The 23,084-nt window shown below is 63.3% G+C and carries 13 protein-coding genes; 4 read left to right on the top strand and 9 right to left on the bottom strand.

From position 1 onward, the window contains the following. Nucleotides 1-24: 24 nt before the first annotated feature. The 5 genes from ACFSJC_RS10185 to ACFSJC_RS10165 all read right to left on the bottom strand — a co-directional run bounded on the left by ACFSJC_RS10185 (nucleotide 25) and on the right by ACFSJC_RS10165 (nucleotide 6,926). A complete protein-coding gene (locus ACFSJC_RS10185) occupies nucleotides 25-2,103 on the bottom strand; it encodes a RiPP maturation radical SAM C-methyltransferase (RefSeq protein ID WP_386026298.1) in 2,079 nt (692 codons plus the stop codon). After that, a complete protein-coding gene (locus tag ACFSJC_RS10180) occupies nucleotides 2,100-4,115 on the bottom strand; it encodes a RiPP maturation radical SAM C-methyltransferase (RefSeq protein WP_386026296.1) in 2,016 nt (671 codons plus the stop codon). The genes ACFSJC_RS10185 and ACFSJC_RS10180 overlap by 4 nt, the downstream gene beginning before the upstream one ends. A 31-nt stretch (nucleotides 4,116-4,146) precedes the next feature. Next, nucleotides 4,147-5,655 (bottom strand): radical SAM family RiPP maturation amino acid epimerase, encoded by a 1,509-nt coding sequence (locus tag ACFSJC_RS10175; protein ID WP_386026294.1) that lies wholly within the window; start codon nucleotides 5,653-5,655, stop codon nucleotides 4,147-4,149. A 299-nt stretch (nucleotides 5,656-5,954) separates the two neighbouring features. Continuing rightward, the gene (locus tag ACFSJC_RS10170; RefSeq protein WP_386026292.1) at nucleotides 5,955-6,341 is read right to left on the bottom strand and encodes an NHLP leader peptide family RiPP precursor; all 387 of its coding nucleotides are present in this window, start codon (nucleotides 6,339-6,341) and stop codon (nucleotides 5,955-5,957) included. A 36-nt stretch (nucleotides 6,342-6,377) separates the two neighbouring features. After that, a complete protein-coding gene (locus tag ACFSJC_RS10165) occupies nucleotides 6,378-6,926 on the bottom strand; it encodes an NHLP leader peptide family RiPP precursor (protein WP_386026290.1) in 549 nt (182 codons plus the stop codon). A gap of 467 nt (nucleotides 6,927-7,393) precedes the next feature. On the opposite strand from ACFSJC_RS10165, the gene ACFSJC_RS10160 reads away from it, so the two are divergent. Both ACFSJC_RS10160 and metX read left to right on the top strand, forming a co-directional pair. Next, a complete protein-coding gene (locus ACFSJC_RS10160) occupies nucleotides 7,394-8,767 on the top strand; it encodes a TolC family outer membrane protein (protein WP_386026288.1) in 1,374 nt (457 codons plus the stop codon). Between the two features lie 31 nt (nucleotides 8,768-8,798). Further along, entirely contained in the window at nucleotides 8,799-9,902 is a 1,104-nt protein-coding gene (gene metX / locus ACFSJC_RS10155) for a homoserine O-acetyltransferase MetX (protein ID WP_386026286.1), read from the top strand. Here the strand turns inward: metX and ACFSJC_RS10150 are convergent. The 4 genes from ACFSJC_RS10150 to ACFSJC_RS10135 are packed head-to-tail and all read right to left on the bottom strand — an operon-like array spanning nucleotide 9,842 to nucleotide 17,992. After that, the gene (locus tag ACFSJC_RS10150) at nucleotides 9,842-11,428 is read right to left on the bottom strand and encodes an AprA-related methyltransferase (RefSeq protein WP_386026284.1); all 1,587 of its coding nucleotides are present in this window, start codon (nucleotides 11,426-11,428) and stop codon (nucleotides 9,842-9,844) included. The genes metX and ACFSJC_RS10150 overlap by 61 nt on opposite strands. Before the next feature lie 41 nt (nucleotides 11,429-11,469). Then, entirely contained in the window at nucleotides 11,470-14,520 is a 3,051-nt protein-coding gene (locus ACFSJC_RS10145; RefSeq protein WP_386026282.1) for an NHLP bacteriocin export ABC transporter permease/ATPase subunit, read from the bottom strand. After that, nucleotides 14,517-16,730: an NHLP family bacteriocin export ABC transporter peptidase/permease/ATPase subunit gene (locus ACFSJC_RS10140; RefSeq protein WP_386026280.1), complete on the bottom strand. Its 2,214-nt coding sequence runs from the start codon at nucleotides 16,728-16,730 to the stop codon at nucleotides 14,517-14,519. Before ACFSJC_RS10140 ends, ACFSJC_RS10145 begins: the two co-directional genes overlap by 4 nt. An 11-nt stretch (nucleotides 16,731-16,741) precedes the next feature. Next, a complete protein-coding gene (locus ACFSJC_RS10135; RefSeq protein WP_386026278.1) occupies nucleotides 16,742-17,992 on the bottom strand; it encodes an NHLP bacteriocin system secretion protein in 1,251 nt (416 codons plus the stop codon). Nucleotides 17,993-18,575: 583 nt separating this feature from the next. Here ACFSJC_RS10135 and ACFSJC_RS10130 point away from each other — a divergent pair. Both ACFSJC_RS10130 and ACFSJC_RS10125 read left to right on the top strand, forming a co-directional pair. After that, the gene (locus ACFSJC_RS10130) at nucleotides 18,576-22,784 is read left to right on the top strand and encodes a PAS domain S-box protein (RefSeq protein ID WP_386026276.1); all 4,209 of its coding nucleotides are present in this window, start codon (nucleotides 18,576-18,578) and stop codon (nucleotides 22,782-22,784) included. 66 nt (nucleotides 22,785-22,850) lie between these two features. Further along, nucleotides 22,851-23,036: a response regulator gene (locus tag ACFSJC_RS10125; protein ID WP_386026274.1), complete on the top strand. Its 186-nt coding sequence runs from the start codon at nucleotides 22,851-22,853 to the stop codon at nucleotides 23,034-23,036. The last annotated feature ends 48 nt before the right edge of the window (nucleotides 23,037-23,084 follow it).

The following is a 23,084-nucleotide window of genomic DNA, read 5'->3' as shown; positions in this document are numbered from 1 at the left end:
GAAAGCCCCTCGGAACGACGTCGATCAATCGAGACGCTGGATGACACCCCATGATCGGCGTCGACGCTCGGCGCGCAGCCCGACCAGCGTCGGCAATGGCGCGTCCCCGGAAGGAAACTGGCGGCGATGCTCCGTGTCGGGCAGCGGACCCTCGACGGCCAGGGCCAGCATCTCGTCGGCGATCATGAGCAACAGTTTGCGCTCGACGAGATCGGCGACGATGGACCGGACCTCGGTCTCGCCGAGCACCGGCCCGTCGCCCTCGCCGAGTCGCTCGATCAGACGTTCCATCCTGATCGCCGGTTCGCACAGACGATAGACCCGGGCCTGCGCACCGGTCAGGGTGCAACGTCGCTGCGGGGCGCAAGGCCGAGTGTCGAGGATCGCGATCTCATCGCCACGATCGGTCATCGCCAGGATGGGTTTCAGATCGCCGATCAGGTGCGCCGCACCCCATTCACGCTCGCGTTGCAGCAATGCCTGCACGCCCGGGCGGTCGATCTCACCGAACTGGAATTGGCGGGTCGGATCGGCATCCTGGAAATAATAGGCCAATTGGCCGATGGTCTCGTCGTCCTCGGGATAGATGCTTCGATAGCAATCGAAGGGGACGATATCGATGCCATAACGCTCGGGATGGCGCTGATAGGCGCTGAAGCGGTCATAGCGGATCGGCTTGATCCCCTGGACCGGCTGGAGATGGAAGATCAATGGCAGCCAGGCCGCAGTCTCCAGATGCCAGGCATCGTCCTCGCCGGGGAAACAGACCAGCAGGTGCCAGATCGGGTAGATGCCGAACTCGCAGGCATATTTGAGGAACTGGACATTTATCAGCGTCCCCGTCCCCTTGTTCATCAGCCGAAGCATGGCATCGTGCAGACCCTCGATGCCCGGCTGGCACCAGCGGATGCCGGCGGCATGCAGCTGACGCATCCGCGCGCGGGACAGGTTGGCCTTGACCTCGCAGAAGATGCTGTAGGGCGCGCCGCGCGACTCCAGTTCGGGCAGTACGGTATGGAAGTAACCCATGTCCAGCACCGAGTCGGTCAGGGCGAAGCGACGTTTGCGGTAACTGGAGGTCACGCGGTCGAAGTCCGACAAGGCGCGCGCCGGGGACTTGGAGCGATAGGTCATGCCGCAACCGGCCAGTCCGCAGAAGGTGCAGGGCTTCTTCTCGCCCCACCAGCAGCCGCGCGAGGTCTCGAGCAGCATCCCGGTCGTGATCCGGTCGTGGTAGGACATCGCCGCCATCTGCTCGAAATAGTCCGCGTAGTCCGGGACCGGCGAGCGGTCCATCTCCCGCAGGATGGCGCGTGGAACCGGAACCTGTTCGCCCCCCTCCTGTTGCGCGGCGATCCGCTCGGCCAGTTCGCGATTCAGCATGCCAAACGGCAGTGACTCGGTGGGGATGGCGGCCCCTTCCGCCACGAGCAGATCGCAGAAGTGCGGAAACGCCAGATCGGCCTCGCCCGAGAAGACATAGTCGATCCAGGGAAAGGTGCGCACTGTGGCCAGCCCCATCTCGGCCTCGCAATTGGCCCCGCCGAGCAGCGTGACGATGCTCGGGTCACGCGCGCGGATGGCCCGCAGCAATGCGATCGAGGCCACCTGCTGCTCGAAGGTGGAGCTGCATCCAACCAAACGCGGCCGCTTGGCGACAATGAAGCGGGCCAGCGCCTGGACAAAGCCGGTCGCCGCCTGACGCAGCAGGTGGAGTTCGTCGACGATCTCGGCGATGAGATCGGCCGCCGGGTCGGCCGTGAACTTGCGGCAGAAGGCCGTCGCGAAATGCTCGACGTGCCGGCTGTTGTCCGGCTCGAAACCCGGGAAGGCGGCGCCGGCGAAGACCCACTCGCCGAGCATGTCGTAACGGTCGCCGATATTGAGCATGCGATAGGCGGGTAACCCGATCAGTTCGGCGAAGAACAGATCGGCATAGACCACCTGGCAGTCGAGCGGCCGGTCGGCGATCGCGGCCTTGAGCAGGCCGAGCGCCATGGAGGGATATTCCAGCGACGGGAAGGGCATGCGAACCAGGAAGACATCCGTCTCCTCGCGCGGCATGGCCTTGGCCAGCAGTTCGTCGAGCACTCGCTCGATCATGCCGCGACCGCTGTCTTCGCGCTGGCCCCGATCAAGGCGGCGAGATTGGGCGGCGCATCGATGCCGCCCGGAAAGGTCGAGCGTGCCGGCAGATCCGGGATCTCGCCAGGAACGGCGAGCTGGAGCAGTTTGCCGCTCACCTCGACCAGCAGACGCCGTTCGCGCAACGCCTCGACCGCCTGGGCGATGGCCGACTCGGTGTAGCGCCGGCCATGATGTTCGGCCAGTACCGGGGCCAGCCGCTCGGAGCGAAGCGCGGGATCGCAGCAGCGCAGCACATCGGCCTGGATGCCTTCCAGGCGGAAACGCCGTTCGGTGGCGCACGCACGCGTGTCCAGGATGAAGATGGACTCTCCCTCGTCGCGCATGCCGAGGATCGGCGGCGCATCCTCATTGGCGAAGGCACGCTTCCAATCACGAATGGCCTTGTTCAATGCGAGAAAGCCATCGTGCCGGTCGTGCGCGGAGGGATAGTCGAGATTGCTATCGAAGAAATAGGCAAGTTGCCCGATCCGCTCCACGTCGAGCGGATAGATGTCGAGGTAACCGGGCGCGACCTGAAGCTTGAGGCCGTATTTCTCCGGATCGTCGTGGTAGGCGCTGAACCGCTGCACGGTCACGGGGACGAAATTCGTCGGCGGCATCAGATGATGCAGCAGCGGGACGAGCTTGGCGCTTTCGCCGTGCCAGGCGTCCTCCTCTCCCGGGAGGCGATAGAGCACATGCCAGATCACGCGCAATCCGAATTCGCAGGCATATTTCAGCAATTGCAGATTGATCGCGTTGGTAGTGCCCTTGTTCATCAGCTTCAGCATCTGGTCGTGCAGCGCCTCGATGCCGGGCTGGATCCAGCCGACCCCCGCCGCCTTGAGCCGCCCGACCTGCGTCCTGGTCAGGTTGGCCTTGGTCTCGAAGAAGATGTTGAACTTCCTGGGTTCGTTGGCCAGACGCGGCAGCAGGTCGTCGAAGAACCCCATGTCGAGGATATTGTCGACGAACTCGATGCGCTCGATGCCATACGTCTGGCGTAGCGAGCGGATCTCGTTCAGCACCTGATCCGCCCGCTTGGCGCGGTAACGCATGTTATGGCCGTTGAGCCCACAGAAGGTGCAGCCGCATTTGTGCCCCCACCAGCAGCCGCGCGACGATTCCAGCGGGATGCCTGGAACGATCTGATCGCGGTAGGAGACCTGTCGCAGGGTGGTGAAATAATCCTCGTAGTCGGGTTGCGGCGACGTGACGAGATCGCTGACGAAGGCGCACGGCAGATCCTTGCCCGAGACATCGCGCAATTGAATCGCCGAGGTCTTGGTGATGACACCCTCCAGGCAGGCCGCATCCAGTCCGGCGAGCCCCGAGCGCATGAGATGATCGATCAAGGGCGCGAACTGATCGTCGGCCTCGCCCGAGAAGATGACATCGATCCAGGGGAACGACTCGATGTTGGCCACGCCCATGACGCCGGTGCAGTTGGCCCCGCCGATGATGGTGATGAGTTCCGGGTCGCGTTCCTTGAGCTTGCGCAGGAGCGCGAGCGACGCCGTATGTTGCTGGAAAACAGAGGTGCAGGCGACGATTCGCGGCGTCTGAGCCAAGACCGACTCGACCATCTCATCGACGAAGGCGGTCGCCTGGTCGCGCAAATCGAGGACCAATTCGGCGAGCCGGTTCAGGGTCTCGGGATCTCTGTCGAGTCCGGCGAGCCGGCGGATGTCCTGGGCGATCTGCTGCGCGAAATCGCTGGTGTCGGTGACATGCTCGGGGAAGGCGGCCTGTGCGAACACCCAGTCGCCGGCCAACCGTGTCTGGCGACCGAACTTCTGCAACCCATAGCGCTCGACGCCGACCTTCTCGGCGAACAACAGGTTGCCGTAACTCACGGACACCCGATAGGGCGATGACTTCAAGGCCGATTTCAGAAGACCGAGAGCGATCGAGGGTCGGCAGAGATCGACGAAAGGCATGGTGACCAAGCAGATATCGACGCTGCCCAGTGGCTGTAGTCCGCTCATCGGGTCGAACCCCTGCCCTGCCCGGCGGCGATCACAGCGACCTCTTGTGGGCGAAGAAATCGGGATCCTCGTTCAGCAGACCGGCTTGGTAGATCCGGTTCAGGATGATGAAAGTCTCGTCCAATTCCATACCTTGCTCGGCTTCCAGCGCAAAGGCGATCTCGCCAGCCGTCGAGACGCCCGCCGCGATGGCCTCGCCAATGGCCTGAATGCCCGGATGAGGATTCATGGTGTGTTTGACCATGGCATTGGTCAGGGTGAAGCTGTCACCCTCGATGGCGAAGCGCAGATCCTCGCGAAAGGCGAGTGGATCGCGGTGCGTCAGCGAATCCTGCATATGCCGGTCGATCATGCCCTGCAGGATTCCCGCAAGGTCTTCGCCGTCGGTGAAGACCGCCTCTTCGTAGGTCCAGTGTCCGTGCGGCCAGCGCTCGCTGGAATTACAGGGCGAGACCAGCTTGACCGTCCGCTCGACCATGTTGAGCAGGAAACCACTGACGCATGAGATGGTGCCCTGCATCACCTGGTCGAGATCGAATCCGAGGAAGTCCGCCTTGCGTTGCAGGTGCTTGGAGTTCTTCGCCCGCCCTGTCTTGCCGAGCATGGAACGGGACTCCGGATTCTGCGGAATCAATTCGGTATGGAGCAACTCCTCGGCAGTAAATGCCTGGTGGAGTTTTTTGAGCATTCCCAGCGAGAGCACCGAGAAGCGATTGACCTCGCAGCCCCGCGCAAAGGACTCTCGCAGAAAGGGTTTCAGCCGTTCGATATGCTTCTGCGCCTGCGCGGTCGTAGTTTGCGGGCATTTGCCGAGAATATCGGCATAATCGAAGATGAGCTTTTCATAGTCGGGATTGTCGAGCGGATCGCTCGCCCAATAGAGAAAGCCCGACCAGGCGTTCGGACCGATGATGAAATGCAGGGCGTTCAGTACCTCGCGCCAGAGCTTCGCGTTGGCCGACGTGTAGAGAAAATCGGCCTCCTTGCGCGGTGCCTCTAGCCCGCAGAACCAGCAGCCCACGGAACACCCCTTGCTCAACTCGATCGCAAAGGGTGCGTGAACGATGGCGCGCGCGGTGGTCTCGCCCAGCTCGGAAAAACAGCGGTTGATCTGGCGTTCGCGCCAGACGCGGTGCCGATGAAGTCGAGGAACGCAGTGCTCCTCTCGCAGGGCGTCGCGATAGAGCAGTTTTTCGGCAATGAAGGCGCGATAGCGGATCACCGTGCGATTGGGGACCTCCTGAGCCTCTCGCGCCTTCAGGATATAGTCGTGATCCCACAGATAGCGCAGATGCCCGGGGTCCATGCGCAGACCGCGCCCCGCTGCGGCCTGATCCGGGTCGGTCTCGATCGCCTGGCGAAACTCATAATCGGCGTCCCAGATCTCCAGAAAACGTTTGACGTGCGCGACCTCGGACAGATAGTCCTGGTCGTTGGAGGGATGTCGAGTATCGAGGATGGACTGGCAGGTGCCGGCGGTCTTCTCAAGCAGGGCATCGAACTGTTGCCGCATGTCGGGGAGATAGGTCTTCTGCAGCATCGAAAAAACCCTGAATCAATGGAAGCAATGATGAGGTCGCGCCCATGAGGCGATGCGCGGTTCCGACCGATCGGTCAGGTCATCATCCATCGGGAAGCACTGAAGCCGACGCGACGTGACAATGCATGGACTGAATCGAGAGGGCGTCATCCCTCGGGGGGCTTGTATCCCATGTTCGGGTTCCCAATGATCGTTGCTGGCCGTGAAAATCCGCTACGAGCCATGACTCGCATCATGCATCCCGTCTCGGTACGACATGAATGCGGATCAAACCGCATCCAGTCGCATTTGTGCATGTTTCAAGTCGCGACGACCACACCGACTGCAATCGTCGCGACCGCGCCATCGTTGACGGCCGCGCCCTCGGTCGCACCGACGACATTGGCCACCGCCTCGGTATTGCCGACCACATTCTGGTTGGCGGCGGTCGAACCACCACCGGCGACCAGAGCCAGTTGCTCATCGCTCAAATCCCCAACACTGGATGGCAAGGCCGGCAGCAAGACATAGCGAATCTTGTCAGTATTTTCAACGACCCGAATCTCGACATCGTCGTCGAATTCAGCCCCGGCATTGACCAATAACGTCTTCGGATTATCGATGAATGCCTTGCGGAATTGCAGATCCTGGGTCGCTTTCGCGATCAGTTCCGCTGCAACGGCACGGTTTTTTTTCGAATAGCCCATTTGCTCGCTCCTGGTTAGTCAAAGATCGTTCGTTTATCAAGTGGCAACGATAGCGCCAGCCGCAACGACAACGGTCGCAACGCCAGCATCGTTGACTGCGGCACCTTCAGTTGCGCCAACGGCATTGGCGACCGCCTCGACATTGCCCACCACATTCGCGTTGGCGGCAGTCGAACCACCGCCGGCAACCAGGGCCAGTTGCTCATCGGTGAGGTCACCGACGCTAGAAGGCAGCGCAGGCAACAGAATGTAGCGAATCTTGTCGGTATTCTCGACGACTCGAATCTCGACATCATCGTCGAATTCGGCTCCGGCATTCATCAACAATGTCTTTGGATTATCGATGAACCCCTTGCGAAATTGTAGGTCCTGGGTCGCTTTTGCGATCAACTCTGCGGCAACGGCACGATTCTTTTTTGAGTAACTCATATTGAGGATCCCTAAAATGAGGGCGAGTGAATCCGTCGTTGGCTGAAATTGGATCAAGGCGTAACGCGCCGAGCCTCCGATACGGCGACGTCGAAAACGAGTCTTTTTAACAAACCCCAAATTCACCGCTGGAGCCGTATCGAATGAATGCATCATCGACATGAATCGGCACCATGGATCGCTATATAAGCATGAAAGATCGAGAATACTTAACGCACGAGACCAATCATCCAGCGCCGGGGCAACCATCAACAGCTTGACATTTGGATCAGGATTTGCACCAGGGCAACTGCATCAAGAAACGCTTATATGATTATTGTTTAATGCGTTGCGCAATACGATGAACATTGATTGCGCGATCACCCTGGTGTCTCAAATTTAGCCTAGAATCGACTTTATGTGCAATGGACAGTTAAGTAGTATGATCCTGCCTTCTGACGTGCATCATCTCTCAAGGTGAAATACCCGAAAGCCCTATTCATTTCACTCGTACCGCTGGACTTATTTTTCCAATGGACTACGTTTTTAGGTTCGGAAGAAAAAAACCATCAGACCGGGCGCTCCTGCCATTGGCGGTCGCCCGAGCTGGTCGCCGCTATTCGAGCCTTATTGCCTTAGGTCTCATGCTTGCGCTTTTTTTCGTCTCCCCGCCGTCAGACGCAGAACCGCTCACCAGCGCGCTGGCGCGCACCTATCGGCAGAATCCCTCGATCCAGGCGGCGCTAGCCGGTGTCAAGGCGACGGCCGAGTTGCTGCCGCAGGCGCGTTCCGGCTATTTGCCAAACCTGTCGCTCCAGGGCGTCGGAACCCAAACCAATAGCAGCCAGACCACACGGACCAAAGCCGCCACGGGAACTCGGCAGAGCGATTCAGATTACACGCAATCCTATGGATCCCTAGAGCTGGCGTTGACACTCAACGTTTACGAGGGTGGCGCCACTCGCGCCGGCTTGGCCTCGGCCGAGGCCAACGTGGCGGCGGCACTGGCCACGCTCGACGCGACGGTCAGCCAAGTGCTGCTGTCCGTCACCAGCAGTTATGCCGATGTACTGCGGCTGAACGCGCTGCTTGAGCTCAATGACGACGTCGAACGTCAATTGCGTAAACTGGAGACGGAATCGCGGTCTCTGTTCGAGAAACGACTCGGAACGCTGACCGACGTGGCCCAGGCCAGCGCCTCGGTCGCGAACACTGCCTCGCAACGCACCAGCCTGTCGGCCAGCCTGGCTGCGGCACGCAGCAACTATGTCGCGCTCTCCGGTCAGGCGCCCGACAACTTGAAGGATTGGCCCAGTCTGCCGTCGCTGCCAAAAACACTGGAGGAGGTCAAAGAAATCGCCGAGGCCAGCAATCCCGCCTTGCGCGCGGCCCGTTTCAGCGTCGACAGCGCCCGCTCGGATATCGCGGTGGCCAGAAGCAGCCTTCGACCAACGGTCGATCTCTATGCGACCTATCTGCGCATCTGGGATCGCTATCGTTACACCAGCCCAGAAAGCGCCACGGTTTTTCAGCCCGAGGAAGATCTCGCCGTCGGTATCCAACTCAACGTCCCGCTCTTCAGTGGCGGCAAGCATTCTTCGCAGGTGCGTCAGGCCCATGCCACCTTCAACCAGTCCCAAAATCTGATGAGAAATACCTATCATCAGCTCATGAGTACGGTCGAGGCGGATTGGGCTGCACTGGAGATGGCCCGGGCGCGTACCGAACTCGTGGCATTGGAGGTCAAGGCGATGCAGCAAACGCTGGACGGCTTCTATCGCCAGTTTCAAAACGGACTGAGCACCATGAAGGACGTGCTGGATGCCAGACAGAGTCTCGACAGCGCGCTCGAACAACAGCTCCAGGCCCGCTACGACCTCTTTATGGGCCAGGTCAACCTGCTCCAGGTGATGGGCCGCTACAACCCCCGCGGGCTCGGTCTGGCGATCGAACCACTAGGGGCCGAATCCTATGTCGAAGCAGTTCGCAACCGGCTCTTCGGCACCGACATCGACTAATGTCCTTGGCTCTATACCGCCTCGATTCCCCATGTTGATTCAACCTCGCGGGATTCGGCTCGCCGAGCCGCTGCCGCTGGAATGCGGTCGGACGTTGGACCAGGTCGAGATCGTCTATGAGGTTTACGGCGAGCTGAACGCCACGCGCTCGAACGCGATCCTGGTCTGTCATGGCCTGACCTCGAATCAGCATGCGGCTGGCCGTCACCGGGCCGAGGATCCTCGGCCCGGCTGGTGGGACCAGGCGATCGGTCCCGGCAAGCCGATCGATACCGAGCGCTGGTGCGTCATCGCCTCCAACGTGCTCGGCGGCGGCGCCAGCACCGGTCCCGCCAGCATCGACCCCGCCAGCGGCCAACCCTACGGGCCGGATTTTCCGATCGTGACCCTTGCCGACATGGTCGATGCACAGGCACGGCTGCTCGACGCCCTCGGCATCGAACGACTCTATGCGGCCATCGGCGGCTGTCTGGGCGGCTTTCAGGTCCTGACCTGGATGTCGCGTCACCCGCAGCGGCTCGCGCGGGCCGTCGTCATCAGCGCGACGTCGAGGGTGGCCGCCTACACCATCGCCCTCTGGAAGGTGATGCGCGAGGCCCTGGCCCTGGACCCAGCCTGGCGCGACGGACGCTATCAGGGGCAGGCGCCGCCGGAGAGGGGGTTCCAACTGATGTCGCGCATCGGCGCGCTCATCTGGATGGAGCGCGAGGCACTCGAACAGCGGTGCGGCAATCGACTGATCGGCGATGCCGACCGGCTCGGCTACGGTTTCGACCCGGAATTCGAGGTCGAGGCGCTGTTCGAGAAGGTCGGACGCGGCGATGTCACCCAACTCGATCCGCTGGCGCTCGTCTATCTGATGCGAGCCATGGACTATTTCGATCTCGCGCGCGGGCATTGCGCGCTGGCCGATGCCTTCGAGGGTTCGCCGGTGCCGACCCTGCTGGTCAGCTACCGCTCCGATTGGCGTTATCCCCCGGCGGAGATGGAGAAGATCCGCCTGGCGCTCGAACAGCGCGGCTGGCCGGTCAGCCATCGCACCCTCGACAGCGCCTTCGGTCATGGTGCCTTCGTCTACGACAGCGAGGGTGTCGGCGCACTGATGCGGTCGTTCCTGGAAACGTCGACGACATAGCGGTCGATCGTCATCAGGGGACGACCGACCAGCCAGGTATTCAGATCCGTGCTGGCGACCGATCGGTAACCGGCCTGCGCGACCAGGGCGCGAAAGCGCTCGGCCTCCAGCAGATACTGATGCGACAACCCATGGGTCACCTCCAGCGGGACCAGGACGTGGCGTCCAGCATGGGCGGCTCCGTGGGACGGGTCGGCCGTGTGCGCCTCGATCACGATCATCCCGTGACGACCGATCCAAGGCCGCCAGCGCAGCAGCAGCTCGATCAGATGGCGCTCGACCGCCCGCGCCGCCAGTGGACCGCCGTCCTCGTCGATGAAGACGCAGCGCGAGGCCTCGCCGGTCGGCTCGGGGGTGTTCGCGGCGGGCGGCTCGAAACGACGATCGTGGAACACCGACTTGCTGACGAAGAGCCCCTCGTGCAACGCCAGTCCTTTCTCGGCCAGTTGCGCGGCGATCGCCTCGGGCGCGGCGATATCGCCGTCCAGGATCAGATGACGCAACCCCTCGCGCGCCAGCCGGTCGCCGGTCTCGGCACGTGCCTCCGGTGCCGGATCGACGCCGACCAGGGTGACGGCGTCGGTATCGAATCCCGCCTGGCGCAGTCCGCGCCCGAGTTCCAGCAGCAGGGTCCCGTCGCCGCAGCCGACGTCGACCACGCAGGTCGGCGGACTGGTCTCGCTGAACAGGGGCAGGAGCATGCGCAGGAAGGGGGCGCCGCAGCCACGGCGAAACACCAGTCCGCTGAAGGCGATGTCCAGTGCACGGTCGAGATGGGTTTCGCGCCCGTCGGCGGTCGGCTGGGGCGGACGCGCATCCTCGCCGAAGAGGAGTCGATCCGAGCGGATCAGGGTCGGCAGATAGCTGAGGGTATGGAAACACTGGGGCGCGGCCAGCAGCGCCAGCTCGCCCACCGCATCGAGGACGAAGTCCTCGCCGCAACGCCCTCCCCACCCCTGGGCGACGAGCAACGACTCGCCATACTGGCGAACGGTGCCGGCAGCCTCCAGCATAGCGAAGGCACTGGCCTGAATGGCTGGATCGGCCCGATTCGCACGCCGATGGCAGAGCGTGAGAAAGGCGGTGATCAGCGGCCCCCACAGATGGCTCGCAACCAGGCGCGACGCACGCGAGCCGCCTTGTGCTTGCGGCGGCAGCGGCGGCGGAGCCTCTGGCGGCGGTATGCGCCCCTCGGCCCAGTCGGGCATGGCGGCCGCCTCGCTCAAACGTTGCGCGAACCCCCGATAGGCCGATGTCAGCACCAGCCAGTCCCGGCCTGCCGTGGTCGGGGAGACGCGTCTTCGGCCATCCGCATCGGTGTCGAGCGCCATCAGCCCGAGCTGTGCGAGCGCACGCAGAACCAGATGCAGATACCCCGGTCTCGCCCCCCAGCGTCGGGCCAGTCGATCGATCTGCTCGGGCGCCGGAAGGCCCCGCAGCTCGGCCAACGCGCCAGCCGCTTCAAGCGCCTCGATCATGCAGCCCAGCGCGAGACCATCCAACAGCGGGCAGAGACTGGCCCACATCCTGGAAGAGACCTCCGCCTGATCTTGAGAATGCCGATTCATCAGAGCACCTGTCGCCGGGCCATGGCCGCGAACAACGCGTCCCTGGCCATCAATTCCTCGTAGGTTCCCGACTCGACCACCCGGCCTTTATCGATGACATAGATACGGTCGGCCCGGATGATGGTGCTGAGTCGATGGGCGATCACGATCCGGGTGCTGTTCAGACGCTCCAGGCTCTGGGTCACGACGGCCTGCGTCATATTGTCCAGGGCGCTGGTGGCTTCGTCGAAGATCAAGACTCGCGGTCGCCGCACGATGGCGCGTGCGATCATCAGACGTTGGCGCTGTCCGCCGGAGAGTGTTGACGCGCCCTCGCTCAGATAGGTATCCAGCCCCATCGGCATGGCCTCGATATCCTTGTCGAGACCGGCGAGACGCGCCGCCGCCATGGCATCGTCACGGGTGAGCTGGGCGCCGGCCACGATGTTCTGCAGCAGCGTGCCGGCCAGTAGCCGGCCGTTCTGCAGCACCACGCCGAAGTTCTGGCGCATGCCACGCTTGTCCAGGGCGGCGACATCCTGGCCGTCCAGATAGATGGAGCCCGCCTCCGGCGCATCGAACCCCAGCAGTAGGCGCACCAGCGACGACTTGCCGGCGCCAGACGGCCCGGCGATGGCGATGAACTCGCCGGCCTTCGCCTCCAGCGAAACGCCGCGCAGGACCAGCGGGGTGTCCGGGGCATAGCGGAACTGCACCTCATGCACCGTGATCTCCCCCTGGATCTGACCGGGATCGACGCCGTCCATGCTCTCCGGAGCCGCGCTCAGGATCGGTGCCACGCGCTCGTAATAGGCCGGGATGTTGGCCAGTTGGATGGCCTGCTCCGAAAGCCCGAAGGCGGCGCCGAGGAACTGGCCGAAGGCGGCGTAGAAGGCGACGAAGACGCCCGTCGGCATCAGGGTCTGCAGCTTCAGACTGTCGATCTCGCTCCAGGTCTCGGGCGAGCGGTAGAAGGCCAGCAGTTCGCCGCCCTGCCAGGCGATCACCAGGATGATGGCGAAGGTGGCGAAGTTCTGGAAGACCGTCTTGAAGACCACGAGCCGGTTGTTGAGGACCTGCTGGTCGAAGGAGTTCGCCTGCTGCTGTCCGTACAGATCGGCCCACCGGCCGAAGGCATGACGCTCGCTGCCGGTGGTGCGCAACTTGTCCACCGCGCCCAGCAGTTGCAGGACCAGTCCCTGGAGTTGGCCGCCCAGACGCAGTTGGACGCGGTTGAGGCGCAGAACCCTCCGGCCAGCGTAGATGACGATGAAGGCGTAGATGGCGACCACGATGCTCGCCGCCAGGGAGAGACGCCAATCGTAGTAGATCATCATCCCCAGACTGAAGACGCCGACCACGCCATGCGTCAGGGCCGTGATGGCCGAGGACGACAGCGCCTGGCGCAGCGCGTCGATGCTCATCGCCCGATTGGCGAGATCGCCCGCAGAGAACTGGTTGAAGAAGGCCGCCGGCAGTCTGAGCAGCCGGTCCCAGACGGCGCATTGCACGCTGTTGGCGACCCGTCCCTCGATGCGTAACAGAATCAACGACTGCACCAGCGAAAAGATCTGCTGCGCCAGCCCGGCGATCAGGATCGCGACCACCAGGGTCAGGAGCTGGCCCAGCTCGGCCTGCGGGATGATGGGATCCAGGATCCAGCCGGTGAGGATCGGCGTCACCAGCGACAGAAGACCGATCGCCAGCAGCAGCGCGAAGGCGATCAGACCCTCGCGCAGCGAGCCTCGGAAGCCGAACCCCAGGAGTTCGGCGGGCCGCAGCACGCCCTCCGGCAGCGGGCGGTAGAGCATGCGGGCCTGTCTGTCGATACCTTCGGCGAGCGACGCATCGACCGGCTGGACGCGCGCCGAGACCGGGTCGAGACACTCGTAGCGCCCGTGACGTCCTGGCAACAGCACGATCGGCTGACCGTCTTCCTTAAGGGTCCCGATCAGGGGGCCATGATCGTCGTCCCACCAGCGTCCGTTCAGATCGACGCCCCGCACCGAGAATCCAGCGCGACGCGCCATCATCAGCAGCGGATCCTGGCTGGCCAAGGCGGGTTCCAGTTCCGCCTCCGCAGGCAGCTCCAGTCCGATCGCATCGGCGGCGATCTGCAGGCTCGCGATCAGAGGATCGCTGGCGCGCCCCCTGCCCAGTCGCCGCCCGCGCTGAAAGACCGCCGCCAGCGCCCCGATGCCTTGGCTCAATTCGGCGCGACTGCCAACGTTCGCCGCGAGCGCCCGGCGGGCGCTCGCAGTCGCCTGCACCGCGCTGACCGACCGCAAACGCGTCATGGTCCTGGCCTGAAACGCCTGGAGCGATGCCAAGAGCCCGACCTCGGGCTGGTCCTTGAGCCAGTCGAGGGTTTCCGTCAGTGTCCAGGTATCCGCCACCGTTGCACGGATCCAATTATCGGCGGTCACGGGCAAGGCAGCGTCGGGGGTTGGCCGCATCTCCGTCTCCCCCCGGATCAGCACCTGCGCACTGGTCTCCTGGAGCCAGAACACCCGTTCGCCATCGGCCTGAATGGAATCGCCCTCGCCGACCTCGATGGCCTCCGAATCTTGCTGCACCCGGCAGGTCGCGGGCGGCCTGGCGCGACTGTCCGCCGCCGTAAGGCGGCTGATCCAGGCATCCAGGGCGGCGGCCAATGGGGCCGTCAGGTCCGGCTTTCCGCCGAGCGCCATCAGCGCCGTCAAATCGGTCGCGACGAGCCTGGTGTCCTTGCGTGGGACGGCGATCACCGGCGGCATCCCCGGCTCGTCACGGAATCCGATGCAGAGACCGCCGGGTGGCAGGCTGAGGATGAAACGGCGCCGGCCAGCCCCTCCATCGGGTGCTGGATCGCAGATGAAGAGGTCGAGCGTGCCCGCCAGCAGCATCCACACCCGCTCGGCGCCCACCAGATTGAAGCTGTCGCGCGCGCCCAGCCAGGGTGCCGTGTCGGTCGCGAGGTCCAGCGCCGCCAGGAGTGGGGCCAGGTTCGCCGGAACGGACGACGGCAAGCCGAGCGGTTCGCCGCCGGAATCGGTTCCAGTGGGTGAATCTGGGCGATCGCTATCGGTCATTGGGCGCTGACCAGGGCGAAATAATGCCCCTTGGCGGCGACCAGACGGTCGTGATCGCCGCGTTCGACGATCCGCCCCTGGTCGAGCACGATGATCTCGTCGCAATCGCGGATGGTGCTCAGACGATGGGCGATGATGATGCAGGTACAGCCTCGACGGCGCAGATGGTCGTCGATGCGCTGCTCGGTGATGGGTTCGAGCGCGGCCGTGGCCTCGTCCAGCACCAGGATGGCGGGGTCGCGCGCCAGCGCGCGGGCGATCTCCAGACGCTGCGCCTGACCTCCGCTGAACCGGGCCTGGGCGTCGCCGACCTCGCTGCGATAGCCGTTGGCGCGCTGTGCGATCTCGTCGTGGATGCAGGCATCCTTCGCCGCCTGAACGACACGGTCCTCGGCGATGGTCGAATCCCACATGCGCAGATTATCCAGCACGGTGCCGCCGAAGAGATGGATCTCCTGATCCACGGCACCGACCGAAGCGGTAAAGATCTCGCGCGGAATCTTGCTCAAAGGACGGCCGTCGTAGAGGATCTGACCGCCGGTCGGCTGATAGAGACCAAGCAACAGGCGCGCGAGCGTGGATTTGCCGCTGCCCGAGCCACCGACGAAGGCCACGCGCTGCCCCGGCGCGATGCTTAGGCTGAAGTTCTCGATCAGCGGCGGTCCCAGACGATCGTAACCGAAGCTGAGATTGCGCACCTCGACCGCACCCGATAGCAGACCGGGCGGCGCCGTCTCGGGTTCTGTCTCGGCGGCCGGCGCGTCGGCCGCCGGATCCTCGGCCAGCTGGTCGAGCGGATAGTGGAGGACGTCGTCGAGCCGCTGCAGATCGCCCTTGACCTCCTGCAACTGGGAGCCGAAGCCGACGAACTGCTGAACGGGTCCGGTGAATCGCCCCATCAGGCTCTGGAAGGCCACCAGACCGCCGACCGAGAGCTGCCCGTCGATGATCAGCAGACCGCCAACGCCCAGCACCAGGCCGGTGAGCAGCTGGTTGATCCCCGAGGGTACGGCCGAGAGGACGGACGAGATGGCGCTCAGCGATTGCTGGGCGTTGACGCTGTTGGTCTGATAGCCGGCCCAACTGGCGAAGAAATCGCCCTCGGTCCCGGTCGCCTTGAGGGTTTCGATGGCCTGCAGTCCGGCCATGGAGGCACCGGACAGCTTGGCGCGCTGCTGGAGCAGACGTCCGTTGAGGTTGCCGATGCGCTTGCGCACCAGGAACAGGGCCAGGGCGTTGCCGACCGACAGGCCCGCCGTCAGCAGGGCCAGGGGGACGCTGTAGATCAGCATCACCGCGAAATAGAAGCCGATCATCAGCAGGTTGACCACTGCGGTCGATACTGGCCCGGACAGCAGTGCGGCGAGGCGGTGGCAGGACTGCACGCGCGAGGCCACATCGCCGACATAGCGCTGGGTGTAGAAGACTACCGGGACGCGCAACACATGCCAGAAGAATTCGCCCGCCGAGGTGATCGCCAGCTTGGTCTGGATCAGCAGCAGAGAGCGCTGCTGCAGGGCCGTGACCACAGCCGAAAAGATGGCGGCGATGACGAGACCGACCAGCAGCGGCAGGATCCAATCGTTGCTGTCGCGCACCAGCACATAGTCGACGAAATTCTTCAGCAGCGCCGGCACCAGCAGGCCGGGAACTACCAGCAGCAGACTGGCGAGCAAGACGAAAAGCATGGCCGGCCGGGTGTGTTCGAGCCGACGGGCCAGAGCACCGAACAGATTGCGCCGCTCGCCGCCCTCGGTGAAGGTCGGGCCGGGCGTCATCTCCAAGGCGATACCGGTGAAACTCTGGCTGAATTCCTCGTGCGTGACCTTGCGCGGCCCCATCGCCGGGTCGTTGAGATAGACATGGGCGGCATCGGCACCGTCCACGACCAAAAAATGGTTGAAATTCCAGAACGCGATATAGGGTGGCGGCAGACTCAGCGCCTGGTCCAGATCCAGCTTGCGGCCCTTCGCCTCCATGCCGTACTGACGCGCGGCCTTGAGGATATTGGCGGCATTGGCGCCGTTGCGCGACACGCCAGTGTCGACGCGCAGGGTCTCCAGCGGCACCCAAAGTCCATAGTGGCCGAGCAGGATGCCGAGGGCCGCCGCGCCGCACTCGACCGCCTCCATTTGCAGCAATGGCGGCGTGCGAACGGGTCGCGGATAGGCCGTCGTCTTGGATTTGGGTTTGAGGCTCAGCAGAGACATGAGGCAGCGGCTCAGCGCAACCAGGCATCGAAGATGGGGATCACCAGATCCAGGGGGCGCTTCTCTTCGATGGTGACCGAGGCGGAGGCGGTCTCGCCCGCCGTGATCTTCAGTTTGGGGCCGTGCGAGGAGGTCCAGCGCAGACCGCTCGGCGTGCTCGGATCGGCCTCGAGCGCGATGGTCGCCCGGATCGGCGCGCCGGCGCCCATCATCTGGGTGACCAGGGCCGCATTGCCCAGGAGATCGAGCAGGGCCGCCTCGGTTTCCGGCAGATCGCTGACGGTCTCGACCCGGCCGACGATACTGCCGTACAGATCGCGCTCCACCGAGGCGGGCGAAACCCGTACCGCCATGTTCGGCTCCAGGCGCTTGCCCTTGCCGATCTCGAAGAATCCGATCAGCTCCAGCGTCTGACTGCGCTGCTCGATGATGGCGATGGTCGCGCCGGGCTCGACCAAGGCGCCGGGCTTGACGTCGATCTCGGAGATCAACCCGGCGACGGGGCTGAATATCTCGCGTTCGCTGCTCAGGGTCGCGGTCAGCTCGTGAACCTTATCCTCGGCCTGCTCGACCTGGTTTTGGAGGTTGTCGAGCTCCTGTTCGCGGGTGTTTTCCAGCTCGATCAGACTCAGTTCGTTTTGCGCCACGGCATCGTGCGCCTCGGCGATGGTCTGTTCGGCGCTGTAGATCCCGGTACGGGTTGCCTCGGTCTGCTGCCGCGTGAGATAGCCCAGCTTTTGTTCAGCAGCCTGATCGGCCAGCAGGTCGCGCAGATAGGTCAGATAGCTCTGGCTGTCCTCGATCTTCTTCTGCAGGGTGGCGTTTTGCTGCGCGACCGTGTTCCGGCGGCGCTCGATATCCCGCTGCGCGAAGGATTTTTGGGTCGAATATTGAGCGCGCAGCAGCTTCAGATCGCGCTGCGCGTCCCGCAATCCCGTCTGGTCGGCCGGCAATGAAATGACCGCCAGCCGCTGTCCCTCTGTGACGGACTGATTCGGGGCGACATCGGTCGATTTGATCAGACCGCTAACCTGAGACTGGACCTGATAGACCTCGGTGCCGGCGGGTAGCACCACGCCCAGCCCGGTCACCTGGACCGGAATCCGTCCCAGAACGCCCCAGACCAGCGTAACGATCACGATAAAAATCAGTACCGCAAGCGCCACCCAGCCCGCCGGACGCGTCAGTTGCAGCAGCGAGTCGAGCTGCTCCGGGCTGCGCAGCCCTTTGATCGCCTCGGGTCGAAAGAGATTCGAGCTCACGATGATCCAATCCGTTGTTGACTTGATGAGCGGTCACGGCACGTGAGCGCTGCGCCTCCGGCATCGGAGTGAAAGGCAAGGATCGCGCAGGTCGAGCTAAAGGTATCTGCAGTCCACGATTGGGGCAACCGAAACTGACTCGCCAGCACACAAAAAGTGATCGTATCATGGCTGCTGGAAGCGCTGTCGCTAGCTCGCTAGGACGTGTTCACAACGGCTTTCAAGGTCACAAATCGTGATCATGAGCGTCTTCTCCGATCGATCCCTTCTGGTTCGCCGTATCTTTCAACGTTGCGCGAGGATGCGCGCGACGGAGACATGCGGTTTGGTCGGATCATGGATCCGCGCTGGAGCGGGCTTCTTACGGCCGCGTGAGTGCTTGCGGTACTTGCGCCGCTGCACGTGCTGGGCGGTGGCGAACAACCAAGCGGCCATCGCGTCAGGGGCGAGGGTTGTTACGTCAGGCCGATCACGCCATGTATCTGACCAAGAAAACGGGAAAGAATCGGTACCAAGTAGCGGATACGGTATCCATTAGCCTGAATGACTCTCAGCGGCACCATACCTGATTGAGCTTGTGTTGATGACCAACCGTTTCGACATCGATCAATGGGCGGACGCTGTCTCTGCCGCCGCCGCTCGGCTGTTTCGCGCGCGCCTAGACGGTGCTTCCGAGGAGGAGCTTCACCAAACCTGTCTGTCGGTGGCCAGGGATTTGGCGAAAAGCCGTGCTGGACTGATCCACGCTGGCGAACGACCCAACGAAATCTCTCGACCTATTGAGCGGCCCGCAACCATCGAGCCAACCAGTGCGCAGGTTCTCGTTAGACAACAAGAGGTCTTGACCTTGCGGGAAGGCGAATCCAACGGCCGGCGGATCGCCGAACCCGCCAACGATGAAGCTTCGGATTCGACGCCTCACGACGCTGAGGCACGCTGCCGCGAGCTTTTTGAAACCATGACGCAAGGCGGCTTCGTCCAGCGCGCCGATGGCGCCTTGATCGACGTCAACCAGGCAGCCTTGGATCTGCTCGGCGTCGAGCGCGAGGAATTCCTCAGCCGCACCTCCCATTGCGAGGCTTGGCGGGTCGTCGACGAGACGGGAGAGCCCCTGCGAGCGGAGGATCATCCCTCGATGGTGGCGCTCGCGTCGGGGGAGCCCGTTCGGGATCGGGTCGTCGGCCTATTCAACCCAAGACGGGAGACCTGGCTTTGGCTGGTTGTCAACGCCATTCCCAGACCTCCCCTGCCGGGCCGATCCGCCAGCGTCGTCTTCGTCACCCTGCATGACATCACGGCGTACAAACAGGCCGAATCCGCTTTGGTCGAGACTGAGCGTCGATTTCTGGCCACCTTCGAGCAAGCGGCCTCGGGGATTGCCCTCGTGTCTCCGGATGGGCGTTTTCTGCAAGTGAACCAGCGCTTGTGCGAATTTCTCGCCTATGACCAGACCGAACTGCTCGCGAAGACCTTCCAGGAAATCACCGAGCCCGAGGATTTGAACGCCGATCTGGCGAATCTGAATCAGCTCCTTGACGGAAGCATTCCGCGCTACAGCATGGAGAAGCGTTATCTGCGCTCGGACGGGGTCAGCGTCTGGGCCAATCTGAGCGTCTCCCTCGTCCGGGGTGAGAGTGGATCGCCCGATTATTTCGTGGCCGTGGTCGAGGACATCGATGCACGTAAACGCATGGAAAGCGAGCTACAGGAAACCGAGGAGCGCCTGCGGCTCTTCATCGAGCACGCCCCCGCCGCGTTGGCCATGTTCGATTACGAGATGCGCTATTTGGCCGTGAACCACCGCTGGCGGGAAGACTTCAGCCTCGGCGATCAGGAGTTGTTCGGCCGTTCTCACTACGAGACCTTTCCCGAGATCCCCGAACGCTGGAGACAGTTACATCAACGGGGAATGGCGGGTGAGGTGATCCGCACCGAACAGGATCTGTTCGAGCGCCTCGATGGGCAGCGCCAATGGCTGCGCTGGGAGGTACGTCCCTGGTACCGAAGTGACGGTGAGGTTGGCGGGATCGTCATCTTCGCCGAAGACATCACGGCCCGCAAGGAAATCGAACTCGCGTTCCAGGAGAGTCAGGAGCATATGCGAACGCTCTTGCGCACGCTCCCGGACCTCGTCTGGCTCAAGGATCCGAATGGCGTGTTCCTGACCTGCAATGCCCGGTTCGAGACGCTCTACGGCGCGTCGGAGGCGCAGATCGTCGGCAAGACCGACGACGATTTCGTCGAGGCGACTCTAGCCGAGCGATTTCGTGCGACGGATCGCGCGGCGATCGCGGCCGGCGGCCCCCAAAACTCTGAAGAGGAGATCACCTTCGCGAGCGATGGACATCGAGAGCGGCTGTATGTGACCAAAACGCCATTTTACGATACCTCCGGTGAGGTGATCGGAGTATTGGGTATTGCCCGCGACATCACCCGGATCAAACAAGCGGAGGCCGAACTCGAGCGCCACCGCCATCACCTGGAGGAGCTGGTGGCCGAGCGCACGACCGAGCTCACACAGGCACGCGCCGAGGCCGAGCGTCTGGCCCAGGTCAAAAGCGAGTTCCTGGCGAACATGAGCCACGAGATTCGCACCCCCATGAACGCGGTGCTCGGGCTTGCCTATCTGCTCGATCAACAGCCGCTGCCGGAGACGGCGCGCAACCTGGCGCGCAAGATCCATCAGTCCGGGCGCAGCCTGCTCAACATCATCAACGACATTCTCGATTTCTCCAAGATCGACTCGGGCCGTCTCGCCATCGAGCGGGTGCCCTTCCAATTGACCGAGATCCTCGAGAATCTCGCCACCATCATGCGCACGAGCGCCACCAACAAGCCGATCGATCTCGCCATCCATCCGTTCGAGGATCTCGACACCACCCTGATCGGAGATCCGTTGCGCATCGGTCAGATCCTGATCAATCTCACCAGCAATGCCATCAAGTTCACGCCCGAGGGGATGGTCGAGGTGCGGGTCGAGCTGCTCGAACGAGGAGAGTCCTGGATCAAGTTGCGTTTTGCGGTGCGGGACACGGGGATCGGCATCGATCCACGGGATCGCGACTCTCTGTTCCAGCCCTTCACCCAGGCGGATGCCTCCACGACACGGCGTTTCGGCGGTTCGGGCCTTGGGCTGGCCATCTCTCGGCGCCTGGCGGAGCTGATGGGCGGGCGCATCGGATTTGAGAGCCGGCTTGGCGAGGGGAGCACCTTCTGGTTTGAAGTCACCGTCGAGGTGGCGGAGGCGCCGCCGAGCGCCAATCTCCAGGTGCCGTCGATGCGGGTTCTGATCGTGGACGACAACCCGGTCGTCCGCGAGGCCGCGATCGCCACGGTCGAATCCCTGGGTTGGTCGGCGCTGGCCGTCGATTCTTGCTCGCAGGCATTGCGGATCGTGACGAACGACGAGCGCTTCCATGGTCCCAGGGCACTGGTTCTCATCGACTGGAAGATGCCCGACCTCGACGGTCTGGCGACGGCCAAGGCAATCCGGGAGGCGCTGCCGAATCCTTCCCACCCCTTGCTCTTCCTGTTCAGCGCCCATCCCTTCGACGAGCGGCCGAATCCGCCGGATTTTGGAACCGTGGACGCAACGCTATCCAAACCCCTCACCTCCTCGGCGCTCTACGACAGCGTCTTGCGCGAATACCGGCGCCGACAACACAAGACCTTGTCCGTCGAATCCATTGCCGTTCACTCACACAACCGCTTGCGCGGACGGCGGCTGCTCGTCGTCGACGACAGCGACATCAACCGAGATGTGGCGGATCAGATCTTTTCCGCCGAAGGGGCTGAAATCCACTGCTTGAACGATGGACGTCAAGCGCTGGAGTGGCTCGGGGCGCATGCCGATGACGTCGACATCATCCTAATGGATATCCATATGCCCGTCATGGATGGCCACGAAGCCACGCGGCATATCCGCGAGAATCTCGGGCTTTCGCAGCTTCCTATCGTGGCGTTGACGGCGGATGTCCTGACCGACCAGCAGAACGCCTCTCTAACGGCGGGAATGACGGCCTTTCTGTCCAAGCCCTTCGACGTGGATGAGGCCGTGGCCTTGATTCAGCGCCTGACCGATCGCTCCGGGTCGCCCGGAGATGGGGCACCAGCGTCCGTCGGCGGGGAACTCGCGCAGCCGACGGACAGATCCCCGACCGACCGCTCGAGCGCCGCCCACCTGCCAGATCTGCCCGGACTCGAATACGCGCAAGCAATGTCCAGGTGGACGAATCAGTCAGTCTATCGTCGCTATCTACAACGGTTCGCGGACACCGGCCTGGAAGACATCGCCGACCTTGCCTCGGCGGAGACGGATTCGGTGCGACAGATCGCGCATCGGATCAGGGGCAGCGCAGGTAATCTCGGGCTCGTCGAGGTCGCGGCGCGGGCGGGCGAATTGGAGCAGCTGATGAAGGACGCTCCCGGCGCGGCCTCGGAGCGCAACATCTGCATCGACGCCCTCAGCTCAGCGATCGAAGCCGCGATCGTCTCCATCCGGCATTTGGCCCCGGAGACGCCGGAGGATGCAGCGGCGAAGGCAGAGAAAACGGCGTTTCGCTTGCCCGAATCGGTGCGCGATGAGGTCGCCGTTCTGATTCGAGAGGCTGTGGCCTGTTTCGAAGGTTACGACCCCGTAGCGGCCGGCGAACGGGTCGAAGCTTTGCGTATCCACCTGCCCTCATCGTGGCTTGCGCCGGCCCGTCTGGCCGCCGAAGCGTTCGATGCCTCCGCCGGCGTGGCGGCGCTGCAACGATTGGCCGCCGATCTCGGCATTGTGCTCGATGACTGACACGAGGAATTGCGCCATGACACACGCCCCCATCCTCGTCATCGACGACGACCCGCAAGGTCTGGAATGATGCAGCAGATCCTCGTTGCCGAGCACCCGCTCGCCTTCGTGCGCAACCCCTCGGAGGCGCTCATGGCGGCCCTCAAGTCCAAACTGGCGCTGATCCTGCTCGACATTCCGATGCCAGGATGGATGGCTACGCCGTTTGCCGAGCCCTCAAGGCCAATCCCTCGACCACGAACATTCCGGTAATCTTCGTCGCGGCATTGTCCGAGGTCGGCCATGAGCGCGCCGGTTTCG

It is taken from the genome of Thiorhodococcus fuscus (assembly GCF_042682685.1).
Classification (GTDB): domain Bacteria; phylum Pseudomonadota; class Gammaproteobacteria; order Chromatiales; family Chromatiaceae; genus Imhoffiella; species Imhoffiella fuscus.
Note: the sequence above shows the minus strand (reverse complement) of the source record. Positions and strands in the feature narration are given on the sequence as shown.

What these genes read in the sequence shown, in the direction of transcription:
- ACFSJC_RS10185 (WP_386026298.1), bottom strand. Translation starts at nt 2,103, where the DNA reads ATGATCGAGCGAGTGCTCGACGAACTGCTGGCCAAGGCCATGCCGCGC.
- ACFSJC_RS10180 (WP_386026296.1), bottom strand. Translation starts at nt 4,115, where the DNA reads ATGAGCGGACTACAGCCACTGGGCAGCGTCGATATCTGCTTGGTCACC.
- ACFSJC_RS10175 (WP_386026294.1), bottom strand. Translation starts at nt 5,655, where the DNA reads ATGCTGCAGAAGACCTATCTCCCCGACATGCGGCAACAGTTCGATGCC.
- ACFSJC_RS10170 (WP_386026292.1), bottom strand. Translation starts at nt 6,341, where the DNA reads ATGGGCTATTCGAAAAAAAACCGTGCCGTTGCAGCGGAACTGATCGCG.
- ACFSJC_RS10165 (WP_386026290.1), bottom strand. Translation starts at nt 6,926, where the DNA reads ATGATGCATTCATTCGATACGGCTCCAGCGGTGAATTTGGGGTTTGTT.
- ACFSJC_RS10160 (WP_386026288.1), top strand. Translation starts at nt 7,394, where the DNA reads ATGCTTGCGCTTTTTTTCGTCTCCCCGCCGTCAGACGCAGAACCGCTC.
- metX (WP_386026286.1), top strand. Translation starts at nt 8,799, where the DNA reads ATGTTGATTCAACCTCGCGGGATTCGGCTCGCCGAGCCGCTGCCGCTG.
- ACFSJC_RS10150 (WP_386026284.1), bottom strand. Translation starts at nt 11,428, where the DNA reads ATGTGGGCCAGTCTCTGCCCGCTGTTGGATGGTCTCGCGCTGGGCTGC.
- ACFSJC_RS10145 (WP_386026282.1), bottom strand. Translation starts at nt 14,520, where the DNA reads ATGACCGATAGCGATCGCCCAGATTCACCCACTGGAACCGATTCCGGC.
- ACFSJC_RS10140 (WP_386026280.1), bottom strand. Translation starts at nt 16,730, where the DNA reads ATGTCTCTGCTGAGCCTCAAACCCAAATCCAAGACGACGGCCTATCCG.
- ACFSJC_RS10130 (WP_386026276.1), top strand. Translation starts at nt 18,576, where the DNA reads ATGACCAACCGTTTCGACATCGATCAATGGGCGGACGCTGTCTCTGCC.
- ACFSJC_RS10125 (WP_386026274.1), top strand. Translation starts at nt 22,851, where the DNA reads ATGATGCAGCAGATCCTCGTTGCCGAGCACCCGCTCGCCTTCGTGCGC.